At 71.1% G+C, this 17,344-nt stretch carries 17 protein-coding genes and 1 riboswitch; of the genes, 14 read left to right on the top strand and 3 right to left on the bottom strand.

Features of this window, described 5'->3' with window-relative positions; translation table 11 throughout:
- Positions 1-48: 48 nt before the first annotated feature.
- Positions 49-1,338, top strand: coding sequence for an ROK family transcriptional regulator (locus ACIPTO_RS41940; RefSeq protein WP_401200908.1), 1,290 nt, complete (start codon positions 49-51; stop codon positions 1,336-1,338).
- A gap of 145 nt (positions 1,339-1,483) precedes the next feature.
- Here ACIPTO_RS41940 and ACIPTO_RS41935 read toward each other — a convergent pair whose 3' ends face one another.
- Positions 1,484-2,365 (bottom strand): RNA polymerase sigma-70 factor, encoded by an 882-nt coding sequence (locus tag ACIPTO_RS41935; protein WP_366323243.1) that lies wholly within the window; start codon positions 2,363-2,365, stop codon positions 1,484-1,486.
- 257 nt (positions 2,366-2,622) lie between these two features.
- Positions 2,623-2,753, top strand: a riboswitch (FMN riboswitch).
- 149 nt (positions 2,754-2,902) lie between these two features.
- On the opposite strand from ACIPTO_RS41935, the gene ACIPTO_RS41930 reads away from it, so the two are divergent.
- The 9 genes from ACIPTO_RS41930 (at position 2,903) to ACIPTO_RS41890 (ending at position 10,280) form a co-directional block, all read left to right on the top strand.
- The gene (locus ACIPTO_RS41930) at positions 2,903-3,505 is read left to right on the top strand and encodes a riboflavin synthase (RefSeq protein WP_366323245.1); all 603 of its coding nucleotides are present in this window, start codon (positions 2,903-2,905) and stop codon (positions 3,503-3,505) included.
- Entirely contained in the window at positions 3,502-4,146 is a 645-nt protein-coding gene (locus ACIPTO_RS41925; RefSeq protein WP_401200904.1) for a nicotinamide riboside transporter PnuC, read from the top strand. Before ACIPTO_RS41930 ends, ACIPTO_RS41925 begins: the two co-directional genes overlap by 4 nt.
- Positions 4,143-5,432: a bifunctional 3,4-dihydroxy-2-butanone-4-phosphate synthase/GTP cyclohydrolase II gene (locus tag ACIPTO_RS41920; protein WP_366323249.1), complete on the top strand. Its 1,290-nt coding sequence runs from the start codon at positions 4,143-4,145 to the stop codon at positions 5,430-5,432. The genes ACIPTO_RS41925 and ACIPTO_RS41920 overlap by 4 nt, the downstream gene beginning before the upstream one ends.
- A 56-nt stretch (positions 5,433-5,488) precedes the next feature.
- Entirely contained in the window at positions 5,489-5,974 is a 486-nt protein-coding gene (ribH, locus tag ACIPTO_RS41915) for a 6,7-dimethyl-8-ribityllumazine synthase (RefSeq protein WP_019059681.1), read from the top strand.
- 34 nt (positions 5,975-6,008) lie between these two features.
- On the top strand, positions 6,009-6,281 hold the full coding sequence (locus ACIPTO_RS41910; RefSeq protein WP_018534786.1) for a phosphoribosyl-ATP diphosphatase: 273 nt from the start codon (positions 6,009-6,011) through the stop codon (positions 6,279-6,281).
- A 59-nt stretch (positions 6,282-6,340) separates the two neighbouring features.
- The gene (gene hisG / locus ACIPTO_RS41905) at positions 6,341-7,198 is read left to right on the top strand and encodes an ATP phosphoribosyltransferase (RefSeq protein WP_366323252.1); all 858 of its coding nucleotides are present in this window, start codon (positions 6,341-6,343) and stop codon (positions 7,196-7,198) included.
- A 61-nt stretch (positions 7,199-7,259) separates the two neighbouring features.
- Positions 7,260-7,703 (top strand): PH domain-containing protein, encoded by a 444-nt coding sequence (locus ACIPTO_RS41900; protein ID WP_366323254.1) that lies wholly within the window; start codon positions 7,260-7,262, stop codon positions 7,701-7,703.
- Between the two features lie 175 nt (positions 7,704-7,878).
- On the top strand, positions 7,879-9,213 hold the full coding sequence (locus ACIPTO_RS41895) for a hemolysin family protein (RefSeq protein ID WP_366323256.1): 1,335 nt from the start codon (positions 7,879-7,881) through the stop codon (positions 9,211-9,213).
- Positions 9,210-10,280 (top strand): hemolysin family protein, encoded by a 1,071-nt coding sequence (locus ACIPTO_RS41890; RefSeq protein ID WP_401200898.1) that lies wholly within the window; start codon positions 9,210-9,212, stop codon positions 10,278-10,280. The genes ACIPTO_RS41895 and ACIPTO_RS41890 overlap by 4 nt, the downstream gene beginning before the upstream one ends.
- Positions 10,281-10,395: 115 nt before the next feature.
- On the opposite strand, the gene ACIPTO_RS41885 is transcribed toward ACIPTO_RS41890, so the two are convergent.
- Together ACIPTO_RS41885 and ACIPTO_RS41880 are read right to left on the bottom strand one after the other, a co-directional pair.
- Entirely contained in the window at positions 10,396-12,261 is a 1,866-nt protein-coding gene (locus tag ACIPTO_RS41885; RefSeq protein ID WP_366323259.1) for an AAA family ATPase, read from the bottom strand.
- A 433-nt stretch (positions 12,262-12,694) separates the two neighbouring features.
- On the bottom strand, positions 12,695-13,315 hold the full coding sequence (locus tag ACIPTO_RS41880; protein ID WP_401200895.1) for a uridine kinase: 621 nt from the start codon (positions 13,313-13,315) through the stop codon (positions 12,695-12,697).
- Positions 13,316-13,551: 236 nt separating this feature from the next.
- Between ACIPTO_RS41880 and ACIPTO_RS41875 the strand changes: the two genes are divergently transcribed.
- The 4 genes from ACIPTO_RS41875 (at position 13,552) to ACIPTO_RS41860 (ending at position 17,317) form a co-directional block, all read left to right on the top strand.
- Complete coding sequence (locus tag ACIPTO_RS41875; protein WP_401200893.1) at positions 13,552-14,919, top strand: peptidase C39 family protein; 1,368 nt, start codon at positions 13,552-13,554, stop codon at positions 14,917-14,919.
- 115 nt (positions 14,920-15,034) lie between these two features.
- Positions 15,035-15,181, top strand: a complete 147-nt coding sequence (locus tag ACIPTO_RS41870; RefSeq protein ID WP_366323265.1) for an SCO1431 family membrane protein — start codon at positions 15,035-15,037, stop codon at positions 15,179-15,181.
- Positions 15,182-15,246: 65 nt separating this feature from the next.
- Positions 15,247-15,906 carry a TetR/AcrR family transcriptional regulator gene (locus ACIPTO_RS41865; RefSeq protein WP_401200890.1) on the top strand — a complete coding sequence of 220 codons (660 nt, stop codon included), beginning with the start codon at positions 15,247-15,249 and terminating at the stop codon, positions 15,904-15,906.
- A 229-nt stretch (positions 15,907-16,135) separates the two neighbouring features.
- Positions 16,136-17,317 (top strand): acyl-CoA dehydrogenase family protein, encoded by a 1,182-nt coding sequence (locus tag ACIPTO_RS41860; protein WP_401200887.1) that lies wholly within the window; start codon positions 16,136-16,138, stop codon positions 17,315-17,317.
- Positions 17,318-17,344 lie beyond the last annotated feature (27 nt).

Below are 17,344 nucleotides of genomic sequence, written 5' to 3'. Positions count from 1 at the left end.
GTTATCCGGACGCCCGTCGCACCGCCTCGATCTGGGAGGATTCCCGGCATGCCCGCATCCCCGAGCACCGCCCGGGCCATCAACGACCGGCTCGCCCTGCGGCTGCTCCAGCAGGAAGGCCCGCTGACGGCGGGGCAGTTGAAGCAGCTGACCGGACTGTCCCGGCCCACCGTCGCCGACCTGGTCGAACGCCTCACCGCCTCCGGACTGATCGAGATGGTCGGCGAGTCCGGTGAGCAGCGGCGCGGTCCGAACGCCCGGTTGTACGGCCTCGTCGCCGACCGCGCGTACCTGGCCGCGCTGGACGTCCGCCTCGAAGGTGTCTCCGTGCTCGTCTCCGACCTGGTCGGACGGGTGCTCGCGGAGGCGTCCGTGCCGATCGACGGCGCCTCGGGCACGGGACCCGCGGTCGAGCAGGCCGTCGCGCTGGTGGAACGGGCCGCGAAGGAGGCGGGCGCGGCACACCTCCACACGGTGGGCGTCGGCGCCCCCGGCCTCATCGCCCCGGCCACGGGTGAACTCCGCGACACCACCGGCCTGCCCGCCTGGCACCGCCGCCTGGTCGCCGCCCTCCACGAACGTCTCCCCGGCACCCGCATCGTCGTCGAGAACGAGACCAACCTCGCGGCCCTCGCCGAACAGCGCGATGGCGCGGCCCACGACCGCGACACGTTCGTCCTGCTCTGGCTGGGCATGGGCATCGGCGCGGCGGTGGTCCTGGACGGGGCGCTGCGCCGGGGGGCGTCCGGGGGCGCGGGCGAGATCGGCTTCCTTCCGGTGCCGGGGACGAGGGGCTTCCCCTCGGCGACGGACTGCGAGGGCGGGTTCCACTCGCTGGCGGGGTCGGCGGCGGTGCTCGAACTCGCCCGCGAGTGCGGGGTGTTGGGCCGGGCCGGAGAGGGGGCCGGGGCGGCCGGGGTGGTCCGGTGGGCTGTGGGGGAGGTGGCCGGGGCCGGCGAAGCGGAGGACGACCCGGCCGCAGGGAGCGAGGCCGAACGGCCCGCCTCCGTGCGGGGCACCGCGCCCCGCGACGCCTCCGCCGCCCGCTTCCTCGACGGCCTCGCCGACCGGCTCGCCCTCGGTGTCGCCTCCGTGGTCGCGCTGCTGGACCCGGGATGCGTGGTCCTCGGCGGCGAGGTCGGTCAGGCCGGGGGCGACGAACTCGCCGTGCGCGTGGCCGAACGGATCACCCGCATGTCCCCGCTGCCCGCGGAGGTCCGCCCCACCGTCCTGGGCGGCGCCGCGGTTCTGCGCGGCGCCCTCCTGACCGCCCAGGACGGCGCCCAGGACGACCTGTTCGGCCGGCCGGTCAACGCCCGCGCCCCGCAGTCCGGTTGACACCCCTCAGCCGGACCCGGCCCCCGGCCGTCGAAACCCCGGCCCGGTGCCCCCGCCCAGGGGCGCGGGAACCGCGCGCTCAGCCACGCACGCACCCGCACTCGTCCGAGACCGGAGCCGTCCTGGAGTCCGCCCGGAGTCGCCGCTAGACCCCCGCCAACTGCCCCCGGACGAAGCCGAGTTTCTCCGGATTCACCACGGCCCGGACATCCCCGATCAACCCGTCCCGCACCTCGAAGGCCATCACCCCGACCAGCTCACCCCCGGCCCAGGCGACCAGCCCCTCCGCGCCGTTGACCTCCGCAGGGGTGAACGACAGACCCGTGGTCCAGCGGTCCGCCATGCCGACCAGCAGCCGTACGACCTTCTCGCGTCCCTCGATCGGGCGACGCGCCGCGTTGACCCTGCCACCCCCGTCGCCCCACCACGTCGCGTCCGCGGCGAGGACCTTCTCGAGACCGCTGAGGTCGCCGTCACGGGCGGCCGTGATGAAGGACGTGACCAGCTCCGCCTGCCGCTCCGGCGCGGCGTCGAAACGGGACCCCGGTTCACCGACCCGCTGGGCCGCCCGCCGGTACAGCTGGCGGCAGTTGGCCTCGGTGAGGTCCAGGACCCCGGCGATCTCCCGGTGGCCGTAGGAGAACGCCTCCCGGAGCACGTACACCGCGCGCTCGGTCGGTGTGAGCCGCTCCAGCAGGACCAGCATCGCCATGGACACCGCGTCCCGCTGCTCCGCCGACTCGAAGGGCCCGAGCGTGCCGTCCGCGGTGATGACGGGCTCCGGCAGCCAGGTGCCGACGTACTCCTCGCGCCGCACCCGCGCCGAGGTCAGCCGGGTGAGGCAGAGATTGGTGACGACCTTGGCCAGCCACGCCCCGGGATACTCGATCTCGGTCCGCTCGGCCGCGTCGAACCGCAGATACGCGTCCTGCACCGTGTCCTCCGCCTCGTCCGCGGAGCCGAGCATGCGATAGGCCAGGCCGAACAGCCGCGGACGGTGCGCCTCGAACTCGTCGGCGATCGTCATGGACTCAGCCTGCCAGAGCCGTCACGGAGCCGCCGCACGGCATACGCGCTGAGTGGCCCGGCGGTGGGCAAGGGCCGTCGTCACCACCGCCGGACCGGTCCAGGGGTGTCCCCTCGGAGATCCGAAAAGGACTAGACCAGATAATCCAGCAGGTGGGGGCCGGTTGAGAAGTCCAGCGACACCGTCTGTGAGCCAGCCCACACCCTTCACCTGTATGGACCCTTGCCAGGCGTGGCACACTGGCCGTGTACCAGAAGCAGCGCACTCCGGGGTCGGTGAAAGTCCGAACCGGCGGTTACAGTCCGCGACCCGTCCGCTTCCAGCGGCCGGTTGACCAGGTGAAATTCCTGGACCGACGGTTAAAGTCCGGATGGGAGGCAGTGCGCGGCGGGCGGGCATTCGTGCGCGTCGCCGTATCGGCTCGTCCTGCGTGGACGGGTTCTGTCCGGCGTTGTTCCCGGTGTCGTCGTCCGTTTCATTCTGTCGTCTTCGACAGGCCCCGGAGTCCGTGCCCCATGAGGCAGGAGGACCCGGGAAGTGTTCACCGGAATCGTCGAAGAGCTGGGTGAGGTCACCGCCGTCGAGAATCTCGACGACGCCTCCCGCTTTCGTCTGCGCGGCCCCATCGTCACCGAGGGCGCGAAGCACGGCGACTCCATCGCCGTGAACGGCGTCTGTCTCACCGTCGTGGAGTTCGAGGGTGACGAGTTCACCGCCGACGTCATGGCCGAGACCCTGAACCGCTCCAGCCTCGGCGTCCTCGCCGTCGGCTCCCGCGTCAACCTCGAACGCCCCATGGCCCTCGGTGCCCGCCTCGGCGGCCACATCGTGCAGGGGCACGTCGACGGCACCGGCGAGATCATCGAGCGCAAGCCGTCCGAGAACTGGGAGATCGTCAAGATCTCGCTGCCGGCCGACCTCACGCGCTATGTCGTCGAGAAGGGCTCCATCACCGTCGACGGCATCAGCCTCACCGTCGTCGACGCGGGCCCGGACCACTTCACCGTCAGCCTCATCCCGACCACCCTCGGCCTGACCACGCTGGGCCACAAGCAGCCCGGCGACCCGGTCAACCTCGAGGTCGACGTCATCGCCAAGTACGTGGAGCGGCTGATGGGTTCACGCGAGGTGACCCCGTGAACTGGCTCAACTCCGAGGCCTTCGTCCTGTTCGGCCAGCACATCAAGTGGTCGGACATGATCGGCAACGTCATCGGTCTGATCGGCCTCGCCTTCGGCTGGCGGCGGTCCATCTGGAGCTGGCCCACGCAGTTCGTCTCCGGCCTGATCCTCTTCGCCGCGTTCGCCACCGCGCACCTCTCCGGCAGCGCGGGCAAGCAGATCGTCGTCATGGTCGTCGCGGGCTACGGCTGGTGGCAGTGGAACCGCGGCAGGTCGGCCTCCGCCGACGGCCACATCACCCCCCGCTTCGCCACCTGGCGCGAGCGCGCGATCCTGGCCGGCTCCGCCGCCGTCGGGACCGTGGCCGTGGCCGCCCTCTTCAAGGTGTACCCCTCGCTCTCCTGGGACCCGTGGCCCGACGCCTACATCTTCGTCGGCACCGTCGTCGCGATGTACGCCCAGGCCCGCGGCATGGTCGAGTTCTGGTTCGCCTGGCTCCTCGTCGACGTCGTCGGCGTCCCCCTCAACTTCGCCAACGGCTTCGCGTTCTCCGGCTTCGTCTACGTCATCTACGGCGCACTCGTCCTGTGGGGCATGCGCGACTGGTGGCTGCGCTCCCGGAAGACCCCGCAGCCCGTCCTGGAAGGAGCGCCGGCATGACAACGGCACCGATCCTGTACAGCACAGACGGTTTCGAGGACTTCTCCCTCGACCCGGTCGAGCAGGCCATCGCCGACATCGCGGCGGGCCGGCCCGTCGTGGTCGTGGACGACGAGGACCGCGAGAACGAGGGCGACCTCGTCATCGCCGCCGAGAAGGCCACCCCCGAGATCGTCGCGTTCATGATGAGCGAGTGCCGGGGCCTGATCTGCGCGCCCATGGAGGGCGACGAGCTGGACCGGCTCCGGCTCCCGCAGATGGTCGAGGACAACACCGAGTCCATGAAAACCGCGTTCACAGTCTCCGTGGACGCCTCACCCGTTCACGGTGTGACCACCGGTATCTCGGCCTCCGACCGCGCGACCACGCTCCAGCTCCTCGCGAGCGGCAGCGCCCGGGCCGACGACCTCGTCCGCCCCGGCCACATCTTCCCGCTGCGCGCCCGCACCGGAGGCGTGCTGGTCCGCAACGGCCACACCGAGGCCGCCGTGGACCTCGCCCGGCTGGCCGGCCTCCGCCCGGCCGGCGCGATCGTCGAGATCGCGGGCGAGGACGGCCGTATGCTCCGCCTCCCCGAGCTGATCCCCTTCGCCCGCAAGCACGGCCTGACGATCATCTCCATCGAGGACCTGATCGCCTACCGGCAGACCGCCGAACCCACCGTCCGCCGCGAGGCCGAGGTCCGACTCCCCACCCGCCACGGGCAGTTCACCGCGTACGGCTACCGCTCCACCGTCGACGGCGTCGAGCACGTCGCCCTCGTCCACGGCGAGATCGGCGACGGCGAGGACGTGCTCGTCCGCGTCCACTCCGAATGCCTCACCGGCGACGTCTTCCACTCCCTGCGCTGCGACTGCGGCCCCCAGCTGGAAGCCTCCCTGGAGCGTATCCAGGAGGAGGGCAGGGGAGTGGTGGTCTACCTCCGCGGCCACGAGGGACGCGGCATCGGCCTCCTCTCCAAGCTCCGGGCCTACGAGCTCCAGGAGCGCGGCCGTGACACCCTCGACGCCAACCTGGAACTCGGCCTGCCCGCCGACGCCCGGGACTACGGCGCCGGTGCGCAGATCCTGGAGGACCTCGGGGTCCGCAGCCTGCGCCTGATGACCAACAACCCCGACAAGACCGACGCGCTCGTCCGGCACGGCCTCAAGGTCACCGGCCGGGAGCCGATGCCCGTCACCGCGGGCGAGCACAACCTCCGCTACCTGCGCACCAAGCGGGACCGGATGGGGCACGACCTCCCCTGGCTGGACGCGGCCCCCGTGTCCACCTGCGGCAACCAGTAACCGAGCAATCGCACCGCACTTCCACGCGCAATCGCACTTCTAGGAGACCAGAGAACGTGAGCGGCAAGGGCGCACCAGAACTGTCCGTACGCAATGTCGGGGACCTGCGGGTCGCCGTCATCGCGGCGCAGTGGCACGAAAAGGTGATGGACGGTCTGGTGGACGGCGCCCTGCGCGCCCTGCACGACCTGGGGATCGACGAGCCGACCCTGCTCAGGGTCCCCGGCAGCTGGGAACTCCCGGTCGTGGCAAAGGTGTTGGCCGGCCGGGGCTACGACGCGATCGTCGCCCTCGGCGTCGTCATCCGCGGCGGCACCCCGCACTTCGAGTACGTGTGCCAGGGCGTGGTCCAGGGCCTCACCCAGGTCTCGGTGGAGACCGGCGTCCCGGTCGGCATGGGTGTGCTGACCTGCGACACCGAGGAGCAGGCCCTGGACCGGGCCGGCCTGGAGGGCTCGAACGAGGACAAGGGGCACGAGGCGGTGACGGCCGCGGTCGCGACGGCGGCCACGCTCCGCTCAGTATCTGAACCGTGGCGTTAAGCCCACGATTGTTTGCAATAGGGTGGGCAGCACCATGTCCAATAAGACGTTCGAGGAGCTCTTCACCGAGCTCCAGCAGAAGGCCGCCACCGGCGACCCCGCCACTTCCCGCACCGCAGAGCTGGTCGGCAAGGGCGTCCATGCCATCGGCAAGAAGGTCGTCGAAGAGGCCGCAGAGGTCTGGATGGCCGCAGAGTACGAGGGCAAGGAGGCGGCCGCCGAGGAGATCTCGCAGCTGCTCTACCACGTCCAGGTGATGATGGTCGCCCGCGGAATCTCGCTGGACGACGTCTACGCCCACCTGTAAAACCTCCTGAGAACCGTTTCGGGCAGTTCACCCCTTTTCACGCGAAGGAAGCCGACCTCATGCTGCGCATCGCCGTCCCCAACAAGGGTTCCCTGTCAGGACCTGCGGCGGACATGCTGCATGAGGCCGGCTACCAGCAGCGCCGGGAGTCCAAGGAACTGCGGATCGTCGACCCGGTCAACGAGGTCGAGTTCTTCTACCTCCGCCCCCGCGACATCGCGATCTACGTCTCCTCCGGCCGCCTCGACATCGGCATCACCGGCCGCGACCTGCTGATCGACTCCGCCGCGAGCGCCGAGGAGATCCTCCCGCTCGGCTTCGCCCGCTCCACGTTCCGCTTCGCCTCCAAGCCCGGCGCCGCGAGCAGCATGGCGGACCTCACGGGCAAGACGGTGGCCACCTCGTACGAGGGCATCGTCGCCAAGCACCTCGCGGACAGCGGCATCGACGCCTCCGTCGTCCACCTGGACGGGGCCGTGGAGACCGCCATCGAGCTGGGCGTCGCCGAGGTCATCGCGGACGTCGTCGAGACCGGCACCAGCCTGCGCAACGCGGGCCTCGAAGTCTTCGGCGACCCCATCATGAAGTCCGAGGCGGTCGTCATCCGCCGCAAGGACGCCCCGGTGGACGACACCGCCGAGCCCAAGGTCCAGCAGTTCCTGCGCCGCCTCCAGGGCGTCCTGGTCGCCCGGACGTACGTGATGATGGACTACGACTGCCGGGTCGAGCAGCTGGAGAAGGCCGTCGCGCTCACCCCCGGTCTGGAGTCCCCGACCGTCTCCCCGCTGCACAACGAGGGCTGGGTCGCCGTCCGTGCGATGGTCCCCGCCAAGGAGGCGCAGCGGATCATGGACGACCTGTACGACATCGGCGCCCGGGCCATCCTGACGACGGCCATCCACGCCTGCCGGCTCTGAGGGACACACCGCGGAACCACCGCAGAACACGTCGAGGAACAGGCCGAGGATCACACCGACCATGTCCGAACTCCCCGCCCTGCCGGTCACGTTCCGGCCGGGCCGCACCCGCGCCGTGCTGCTCACCGCGGGCGTCGCGATCTTCGTCGTCATCACGGCCGTCGCGATGCTCCTGGAGCAGCTCACCCCGGGGGAGAAGCTCAGCTTCGTCCTCACCGGTGCGCTGCTCTTCGGCGTGCTGGCCCTGCTCGCCCGGGTGAAGGTCGTCGCCGACGAGTCCGGTGTCACCGTCGTGAACATCGTCAGCAGGCGCCGGCTCGCCTGGGCCGAGATCCTCCAGGTCAATCTGCGCCCCGGCGATCCCTGGGTGTTCCTCAACCTCAGCGACGGCACCAGCCTGCCCGTCCTCGGCATCCAGCCCGGGATCGCCAAGGCGCATGCCATCGCCGACGCGCGCGCTCTGCGGGCCCTCGCCGAGGACCGGTCGCTGAGGGATCTGCCGTAGATGGCCATGTCTTGATTAATCTGTTGTCGGTGGCGTTCTCCCCGTGCCTCCGCCACCGGCATTCCCCCCAGTTCCCCCGAGGCCCCCTGCTACCCGAGGAGTGACTCCCTCCAGCGATGGACGGATCGTCCTGTAGTACCTGCGCCGCCCCCTCCCGGCAGATCGAGGCGGCGGCATGACCATCCCCTTGTTGCTCCTCGGAGCGGCGATCCTGCTGATTCTCGCCAACGGCTTCTTCGTGGCCGCCGAGTTCGGGCTCGTCACCGTGGAGCGTCCCGAGGCCGAGCAGGCCGCCGCCGAGGGCGACCGACGGGCCGCCACGGTCGTCGAGTCGCTCAAGGAGCTGTCCTTCCAGCTCTCCGGCACCCAGCTCGGCATCACCATCACCTCCCTGGTCGTCGGCATGCTCGCCGAACCGGCCCTCGCGGAGCTGCTGCACGGCCCGTTCAGCGCGATCGGCATCCCCGAAGGCGCCGTCTCGGGCGTCGCGGTGGTCGTCGGCATGCTGCTGGCCTCCGCCGTGCAGATGGTGATCGGCGAACTCGTGCCGAAGAACTGGGCGGTGTCCCGGCCGCTCCAGGTGGCGCGCTTCGTCGCGGCCCCGCAGCACGCCTTCGCGAGGCTGTTCCGCCCGGTGATCTCCGCGCTGAACACCGTCGCCAACAAGCTCGTCCGCGCGCTGGGCGTCGAGCCCGCCGAGGAGCTGGCCTCGGCCCGCACCCCCGGCGAACTCGTCTCCCTGGCCCGGCACTCGGCGCAGGCCGGGACGCTGGAGCAGGACACCGCCGATCTCTTCGTGCGGACCCTGTCGCTGGGCGAGCTGACCGCGCAGCACGTCATGACCCCGCGGGTGAAGGTCAGCGCGCTGCAGTCGTCGGCGACGGCCGAGGACGTGGTCAACCTGACCCGCGCCACCGGTCTGTCCCGCTTCCCCGTCTACCGCGAGAAGATCGACGAGATCATCGGCATGGTCCACCTCAAGGACGCGCTGGCCGTGCCCGCGCCCGACCGGCTGCGCACCTCCGTCACCACCATCGCCAAGTCCCCGCTGCTGGTCCCCGAGACCCTGCCCGTCCAGCCCCTGCTGGCCCGGCTGCGCAGCGAACAGCCGATCGCCGTCGTCGTCGACGAGTACGGCGGTACGGCCGGGGTGGTCACCCTGGAGGACATCGTCGAGGAACTCGTCGGCGAGGTCCGCGACGAGCACGACGGCCTGGACGTGCCCGAACTCGCCGCCGCACCGCCCGAGGACGGCAGGCCCGCCTGGGACGCCGACGGCAGCTGCCGGGTGGACATCCTCCAGCGCATAGGCCTCGACGTCCCCGAAGGCCCGTACGAGACGGTCGCCGGCCTGGTCGCCGACCTCCTCGGCCGCATCCCGGCCCCCGGCGACAAGGCCGAACTCCCCGGCTGGCGGCTCTCGGTCCGCCAGGTGGGGCACTACCGCGCCGAGCGCGTCCGCCTCGTCCGCACGGTTCCGGCGGTCAACGTCATGGAGGCGGCCCGATGACCGTCCTCCAACTCCTCTTCGCCGTCCTGCTGGTGCTCGCCAACGGCTTCTTCGTCGGCGCCGAGTTCGCCCTCGTCTCGGTCCGGCGCAGCCAGATCGAACCCCTCGGCACGGCCCGCGCCCGCCAGGTCCTCTACGGCCTCGAACGGCTGCCGCAGATGATGGCGGCGGCCCAATTCGGCATCACCGTCTGCTCGTTGACGCTCGGCGCGGTCGCCGAGCCGACGGTCGCACATGTGCTGGAGCCGGTCTTCGAGTGGATGCACCTGCCCGAGGGGATGATCCACCCCCTCGGCTACATCCTCGCGCTGGCCGCCGTGGTCTTCTTCCACCTCGTCATCGGCGAGATGGTCCCGAAGAACCTCGCGATGGCAGCGCCGGAGAAGGCCGCGATGTGGCTCAGCCCGGGCCTGGTCGCCTTCGCCCGCGTCTGCAAGCCGATCACCGTGGCCCTCGGCGCCGTCGCCCAGGGCATCCTGCGCCTCTTCCACGTCGAGCCCAAGGACGAGGTCGAGGCCGTCTTCACCAGCGAACAGCTCAACCGCCTGGTGGAGGACTCGGGCCAGGCCGGTCTCCTCGACCCCGAGGAGCAGGAACGCCTGGAGGACGCCCTGGAGTTGGGCTCACGCCCGGTCACGGACGTCCTGCTGCGCCGCGAGGACCTGGTGACGGTCAGCCCGTCGGTCACGCCCGGCGAGATCGTCGCGCTCACCGCCCGCACCGGCTACTCCCGCTTCCCCGTCGCCACCGAGACCGGCGCCTTCATGGGCTATCTCCACGTCAAGGACGTCCTGGACCTGGAGGAGTCCGAGCGGGCGGTTCCGCAGCAGGTCTGGCGGCCCATGACGAGGCTGCGGGCCGAACTCCCGCTGGACGACGCCCTCACGGTCATGCGCCGAGCGGCCACCCACCTCGCCCAGGTCGCCGACGCCTCCGGCAAGGTGCTCGGCCTGGTGGCGATGGAGGACGTCCTCGAACTCCTGGTGGGCGAGGTCAACGACCCGGCCCACCGGGACATGCCGGCCCAGCCGAGAACGGCGGAGGCGAAACAGGCGCTGGCGAGTTAGCCCGGTCTCCCCGCGCCCCGGCAGTTCGTCCGGGGCGCGGGGAACCGCGCGACCGGCCACGACGACGCGGCAGCCGCCGTCCGACAGACCCGACCGGGCGCCGGCGCACCGCGGTTCAGATCCCCGCCGCCCCCGGCCCGCGTCCCGACAACACCTCGCCGTACGCCTGCATCAGATCCGGCAGCCGCAGGGTGGACAGGTCGTCCCGGGACAGCATCCCGGGATACACCGACAGCCGCAGATCCCGGTACGCGCAGCTCTTCTCGTACAGCGTGCGCAGGAACCGTCCGTTCCCGAGCTCGTCGATCCACCCCTGGTCCACCACGTGCCCGGCGATCGACCGCAGTTCGTCGAGCGCCTCCTCGTCCCAGATGTCGCCGTTCTCCGCCGCCAACACCTCACCGATGGAGGTGAGTTCGAGCGGCCGGTACGAGGGGAAGTCGACGCGAGTCGTGAACCGGGACGACAGCCCGGGGTTCGCGGCGAGCAGCCGGTCCATCCCCTCCGGGTACCCGGCGAGGATCACCACGAGGTGATCGCGGTTGTCCTCGGCCCGCTTCAACAGCACCTGCAAGGCCTCGTCGCCGTACGCGTCGCCCTTGCCGTACCCGGAGTTGGAGAGCGAGTAGGCCTCGTCGACGAAGAGGACGCCACCGATCGCGGAGTCGATCAGCTCGTTGGCCTTCACGGCCGTCTGACCGAGGTACTCGCCCACCAGATCGGCCCGCTGAGCCTCGACGAGATGATCCCCGCCGAGCAGCCCGAGGGCGTAGAAGACCCGCCCGAGGATGCGCGCCACGGTGGTCTTGCCGGTGCCCGACGGCCCCGAGAAGACGAAGTGCCGTTTCGGCGGCTGCACCGGCAGCCCCTGCCCGGCCCGCAGCCGCGCCATGTTCAACTGGGCGGACAGTGCCTTGACCTGGCGCTTCACCGGCTCCAGCCCCACCATGCGCTCCAGTTCGTTGAGCGCCTCCTCCAGCAGGACGGGGTCGGTGGGCCCGGTCGGCAGCGGCGGGACCGGTACCGAGGTCTTCTCGCGCACCGAGTCGCCCGCCGAGGGCAGCGGCCCGGTCGGCGGCGGACCGGGCTCCGACAGCTTCAGATCCCGGCCTTCCACGCCGAACAGCGGATCGAGCCCGTCCAGGCCCTCCAGCGCGTCCTGTCCGCCGGACAGCGTGATCGCCGCGAGGTCGCTCATGTCCTCGGAGCCGTCGTACCCGTCGGAGTCGGTGATCGCGGCGAGCCGTGCCGAGGTGTCCATGAACGCGGGGTCGACGCGGTGCACCGCCCGGTACAGGGGGAGCGCGGCGGCGCTGCGGCCGGTGCCCTCGTGGGCCCGTGCCAGCCAGTACCGCAGCTCCTTGCGCTGGGGCTGTTCGCTGCGGCAGCGCATCAGCGCGGAGGACAGCAGCGGTTCGGCCTGGCCGTACATCTCCAGCCGGACCCGGGCCATCCCGCCGAACAACCCGGCCTCTATGCCGAGGAGTTGATCGTTGATCAGCGGATCGGTGTGCCGGACCAGCTGCTCCCAGTCCTTGACCAGATAGGCGCGGCACGCGTGCAGGAAGCGGACCTGGTGGTCGGTGTCCACCGGCGGCAGTCCGGCCAACGCCCGGTCCAGCTCCGGGACATGGCGGCCGTCCAGCCAGTGGGAGGCGTGCGCGAGCAGCAGATCACGCGGGCTCTCCAGCACGGGCTGGACCCACCAGCCCAGCCAGTACCAGGAGTTGAGCGTACGACGGTGCCTGGTGCGCTGTTCCCCGAAGCGTTCCCGGTGCCGGTACATCCGCAGCAGCGCGGTCGTGGTGTCGACGCGCAGCGCGTGCAGTCCGAGCCAGCCGTCGGCCATCCCGGGATCCATCCGTACCGCGGTGCGGAACTCCTCCTCCGCCTGCGGATAAGCGCCCATCGTGTAGGCGTCCACGCCTCGCAGCCACGCGAGGTCGGCCGGGGCCTCGGGGCCCTGCGTGCCGAAGTCCATCACGTCCCCCCACAAACCGTGCCCCCGTTGATTCGCCTCCGGGCCGGCGCCCGTCGGCAGTCTGGGTCGAACCGCTGTGCCGCGGACGGGAGTTGCCGTGGTGCGCGAAGCAGCCGTCCGATGGTCGCACCCAGGGCATCGTACCTGCGGGGCAGTCGCCCATCGAAGGGTGCCGCACAGGGCGTTTGACGAGGTGGGAGCAGATGGGGCGCACTCAGGACGGTGACCCAGGGTGAGCACATCACGGCTCGTGGCGGCCGGAAAACGCGCTGGGAGCAGAACGAAGCCCCCGATCACGGGGGAACAACCGGGGGCTTCGCGATTCTGGGCGGCTCCGAACGTCCGCACATTCAGAACGTAAGACCTGTACGGCCCCTGGGTCAAGCCGAGTTGGGGCACTCGGGCAAGTTCGACCGGAAGGGTCTTCACAAGTTCAGCACACTGCGGGCGGTCCGTCACCGTGGGTCACCTCGTGGTCCGGTCCAACCGTCCCGGAAGGCCCGCTGAGCACCTCGTATCCCACCCTCAACTGCCGTACCAGGAAGCCCGCATGGGGGCGCGAAGGGTCTTTGGCGAAGTGTTCCCGTTCCGCCTCGACCCACCCGTCCCAGAAGTCCCGCTGCTCCGCCCCGTCCCGCGTCCGCCCCCGTGCCCAGGCCTCCTCACGGGGCAGCTCCATCCACAGCAGCCCCGCGAGGAACGGGCGCACCGCACGGCGTCCGGCGCCGACGCCCTCCACGAGGACCACCGGCGCGGGCGGCAGCGCGCGGGGCGTCGTGAAGCGGCGGGCGTGCCAGTCGTAGGGGGCGTAGTGCGCGGTCTCGCCGCGGCCGAACGGGGTGATCACCTGGCTCAGCAGGCGGCCGGTCCAGCCGAACAGTTCGTCGTGGGTGGCGAGGTCGTCCAGGTGCAGGACGGGGGCGCCGCCCAGGGCCGCGGCGAGCCGACCGGCGAAGGTGGACTTCCCCGACCCCGCGTGTCCGTCGACGCCGACGAGCCGGACCGGGCCGCAGGACGGGGGCAGGAGGCCCAGGCGGTGGGCGAGGTCGTGCATGGCTGGTCCCGGGAGGTCGTGGGGCGGGTGATGCCGCAGGTCGCCGGGCCAGTCTAGGGAGGGGTGGGTCCCTCCCCAGGTCATACCACTGGTCGATACCAATATTGCTTGGTGTGGCGAGGTTCGAAGTGCTGGCAGTGGAGTGCCCCGTGTGCTCATAGTGGGCGCACAGCCGTCCATGGGAACTGTCCCGCATGGATCAGTCCCGACTCGGAACACCCGGGGGTCTTCCGCCCATGAGCAGAGCCGAACAGCCGTCCCGCAGAACCGTCCTGGCCGCCGCGGTCGCCGCCGCCGTGGTGAGCGGCGCGGGCCCGGCGTCCGCCGCCACCGCGCGCGTCACCGACGCCGCCGACCCCGACGGCGCGCCGTCGCGGCAGGTCGACTACCACGCCTGGACCTCGTACACCGACTGGCGTGCCGGCACCGCCCGGGGCACCCGCGCCGTCGCGGGCTCCCGCCCGGGGCTCGCCGTCGCCGCCGCCCTCGGCAGCGTCGACTACACGGACCCGCACACCCAGAAGACGGCGGCCTGGGAGTACGCGACCTGGACGTCCCCCGTCCGCAGGCTGTCCGTCCCGGCGACGGAGGCCATCGCGTCCTGGAACGCGCACACCCCGGCCGGCACCTGGATCCAGGTCGAGCTGCACGGCACGTACTCGGACGGCACGGAGACGCCCTGGTACGTGATGGGCCGCTGGGCGGCCGGCGACGAGGACATCAGGCGGACCTCCGTCGACGGCCAGACCGACGGCAAGTCCACGATCTGGACCGACACCTTCTCGATCGACGACGCGACGACGGGGCTGCGCCTCACGTCGTACCGGCTCCGCCTGACCCTCTACCGCAAGCCCGGCACCAGGCTCACTCCCGTGGTGTGGCGGCTCGGCGCGATGGGCTCGGACATCCCGGACCGCTTCACCGTCCCGGCCTCGACCCCGGGGCTCGCGCAGGAGCTGATCGTCCCGCGCTACTCGCAGGAGCTCCACGTCGGCCAGTACCCCGAGTACGACAACGGCGGCGAGGCCTGGTGCAGTCCCACCTCCTCGCAGATGATCATCGAGTACTGGGGCGGCCGGCTCACTCCGGAGCAACTCGCCTGGGTGGACCCGGCGTTCGCCGACCCGCAGGTCTGCAACGCGGCCCGCTTCACCTACGACTACCAGTACGAGGGCTGCGGCAACTGGCCGTTCAACGCCGCCTACGCCGCGACGTACAAGGGCCTCCAGGGCGTGGTCACCCGGCTCGGCTCGCTCGGCGACCTGGAGACGCTGATCGCGGCCGGCATCCCGGCCATAACGTCCCAGTCGTTCCTGGCCACCGAGCTGACCGGCGCGGGCTACGGCACCTCCGGCCACCTGATGACCGTGATCGGGTTCACGGCGGACGGGGACGTGATCGCCAACGATCCCAACTCGCCCACCGATCCGGCCGTCCGCCGCGTCTACAAGCGGCGCGAGTGGGAGAACATCTGGCTGCGGACCAAGCGGTACAACGCGTCCGGCAACGTCTCCTCCGGCACCGGCGGCGTCTGCTACCTCTACTTCCCGGCGGAGCCGACCGCCCGGCAGCGCAAGGCCCTCGCGGCGGTGGGCGTCCGCTGATCCCGTGCCGGAGACCGAGGCCCTGTGACCAAGGTCTCCGGCACAGAAGCCCACAGGGATGGCAAGGTGGACGAAACGGGGGAGTCCACCGCACATCCGACCTCTGCGAGCCACCATGACCGCACACTCAGCCAGCGCAGCCCGCACCCGTACCCGCACCGGCGGCCCCGGGAGCGACGGCCCGAAGATCGCCGAGCACGTCATGGGCTGGACCCTCGTCGTGGTGATCGCGATGCTCGTGACCCAAATCGGCCTGCTGTGACCTGATCCATACGCGACCTGCCATACTGCGGTTGACCCAGCCCAGTTGGAGAGCCAGAGTCGAAATTGGAAATCAGCGAACAGCGTGACGTCGGACGTCCCCGGGCGCGCGGTACCGAGCGCTCCCTGGCGCGCCGCGCCGAACTCATCGCCATTGGCCGGAAGTTGTTCGCCGACACGTCCTACGACGCGCTGTCCATGGACGACATCGCACGGCAGGCCCATGTCGCCAAAGGGCTGATCTACTACTACTTCCAGTCCAAGCGCGGCTACTACCTGGCGATCATCAACGACTCGGTCGTCGACCTGGTGACCTTCGCGGCGAGCGGTCTCGAACTGCCCCAACTCGACCGCGTCCAGCGGACGATGGACAGCTATCTGCGCTGGGCCGAGCACAACCAGGCCGCGTACCGCACCATCGTGAGCGGCGGCGTCGGCTTCGACACCGAGGTGCACGCGATCCGCGACGGCGTGCGCGCGGCGATCGTCGCGACCATCGCCGACGGGGCCTACGGCGGCGCCGACATCTCCCGGATCGCGCGCATGGCGCTCTTCGGCTGGGTGTGCAGCGTCGAGGGCGCGACCCTGGAATGGATCAGCACCTCCGACCTCTCCCGCGACACCATGCGCGAGATCCTCGTGAAGACGCTCGGCGGCACCCTGCGCGCCATCGAGGAACTGGACCCCGCGTACCCGGCGCCGAAGCCCGCCCGCCGGGACGGCTGAACCGGCGCTCCCGCCCTGTTCCGGACGACCGGGTTATTCTTGAAGTGAGCGGTCGTTAACTGGTGACGCGAGACCTCCGATCGGGCATACTCACAGCGCAGAGCCGCTGGTCAGCCGCTTCCGAGACCCGGAAGCGGGAGCAGCGGCCGTACCCGCGCGATACCCGGCGGAGCCGCCTCGACCCAAGGCGACGCCCGCCGCTGTGCCCGACAGGGAGGAGAGCGTCGCCATGCCCGACCGCGCCCCGCAGCCGGTGGACCGGCAACTGCCCACGGACGAGGCCCGGGATCTGATCTCGCTGGCCCGCGACATCGCGCAGCGAGAGATTGCCCCGAGAGCGGCCGAGGAAGAGGACGCCGGACACTTCCCGCGCGAGACCTTCGCCCTGCTCTCCCGGTCGGGACTGCTCGGCCTCCCGTACGACGCGGAGTACGGCGGCGGCGACCAGCCGTACGAGGTCTACCTCCAGGTCCTCGAAGAACTCGCGGCGGCCCGCCTCACCGTCGGCCTCGGCGTCAGCGTGCACTCGCTGTCCTGCCACGCACTGGCCAACTACGGCACCAAGCAGCAGCAGGTCGAGCACCTCCCCGCGATGCTCGGCGGCGGCCTGCTCGGCGCGTACTGCCTGTCCGAACCGTCCTCCGGCTCCGACGCGGCCTCCCTGCGCACCAAGGCCGTACGGGACGGCGAGGAGTGGGTGATCGACGGCACCAAGGCCTGGATCACGCACGGCGGCATCGCCGACTTCTACACGGTCATGGCCCGCACCGGCGAGGACGGCCCGCGCGGGATCAGCGCCTTCCTGGTGCCGGGCGACGCGGCCGGCCTCAGCGGCGCGGTGCCGGAGAAGAAGATGGGCATGAAGGGATCGCCCACCGCCCAGGTCCACTTCGACGGCGTCCGGGTCCCCGACGAGCGCCGTATCGGCGAGGAGGGCCAGGGCTTCGCCATCGCCCTGTCCGCGCTGGACTCCGGCCGTCTCGGCATCGCGGCCTGCGCGATCGGCCTGGCGCAGGCGGCACTCGACGAGGCGCTGGCCTACGCGACCGGCAGGCAGCAGTTCGGCCGCCCGATCTCCGACTTCCAGGGCCTGCGCTTCATGCTCGCCGACATGGCCACCCAGATCGAGGCGGGCCGCGCCCTCTACCTCGCGGCGGCCCGGCTGCGCGACGCGGGCCGCCCGTTCGCCAAGCAGGCGGCCATGGCCAAACTCCACTGCACCGACACCGCGATGAAGGCCACCGTCGACGCCGTCCAGGTCCTCGGCGGCTACGGCTACACCGCGGACTTCCCGGTCGAGCGCTTCATGCGCGAGGCCAAGGTCCTGCAGATCGTCGAGGGCACGAACCAGATCCAGCGGATGGTCATCGCCCGTCATCTGGCAGGTCCGGAGGCCCACCGGGCCGGCTGACGCCGGAGGCCCGCCCGGAGCCGCGGC

Source organism: Streptomyces sp. NPDC090083 (assembly GCF_044747445.1).
GTDB lineage: Bacteria > Actinomycetota > Actinomycetes > Streptomycetales > Streptomycetaceae > Streptomyces.
This window is presented reverse-complemented; position numbering and strand designations above follow the sequence as displayed.

Bases quoted from the DNA above. Each gene is read 5' to 3' on its own strand.
- ACIPTO_RS41885 (WP_366323259.1), bottom strand. From the start codon at position 12,261: ATGGACTTCGGCACGCAGGGCCCCGAGGCCCCGGCCGACCTCGCGTGG.
- ACIPTO_RS41875 (WP_401200893.1), top strand. From the start codon at position 13,552: ATGAGCAGAGCCGAACAGCCGTCCCGCAGAACCGTCCTGGCCGCCGCG.
- ACIPTO_RS41935 (WP_366323243.1), bottom strand. From the start codon at position 2,365: ATGACGATCGCCGACGAGTTCGAGGCGCACCGTCCGCGGCTGTTCGGC.
- ACIPTO_RS41895 (WP_366323256.1), top strand. From the start codon at position 7,879: ATGACCATCCCCTTGTTGCTCCTCGGAGCGGCGATCCTGCTGATTCTC.
- ACIPTO_RS41900 (WP_366323254.1), top strand. From the start codon at position 7,260: ATGTCCGAACTCCCCGCCCTGCCGGTCACGTTCCGGCCGGGCCGCACC.
- ACIPTO_RS41870 (WP_366323265.1), top strand. From the start codon at position 15,035: ATGACCGCACACTCAGCCAGCGCAGCCCGCACCCGTACCCGCACCGGC.
- ACIPTO_RS41910 (WP_018534786.1), top strand. From the start codon at position 6,009: ATGTCCAATAAGACGTTCGAGGAGCTCTTCACCGAGCTCCAGCAGAAG.
- ACIPTO_RS41860 (WP_401200887.1), top strand. From the start codon at position 16,136: ATGCCCGACCGCGCCCCGCAGCCGGTGGACCGGCAACTGCCCACGGAC.
- ACIPTO_RS41890 (WP_401200898.1), top strand. From the start codon at position 9,210: ATGACCGTCCTCCAACTCCTCTTCGCCGTCCTGCTGGTGCTCGCCAAC.
- ACIPTO_RS41940 (WP_401200908.1), top strand. From the start codon at position 49: ATGCCCGCATCCCCGAGCACCGCCCGGGCCATCAACGACCGGCTCGCC.
- ACIPTO_RS41880 (WP_401200895.1), bottom strand. From the start codon at position 13,315: ATGCACGACCTCGCCCACCGCCTGGGCCTCCTGCCCCCGTCCTGCGGC.
- ACIPTO_RS41920 (WP_366323249.1), top strand. From the start codon at position 4,143: ATGACAACGGCACCGATCCTGTACAGCACAGACGGTTTCGAGGACTTC.
- hisG (WP_366323252.1), top strand. From the start codon at position 6,341: ATGCTGCGCATCGCCGTCCCCAACAAGGGTTCCCTGTCAGGACCTGCG.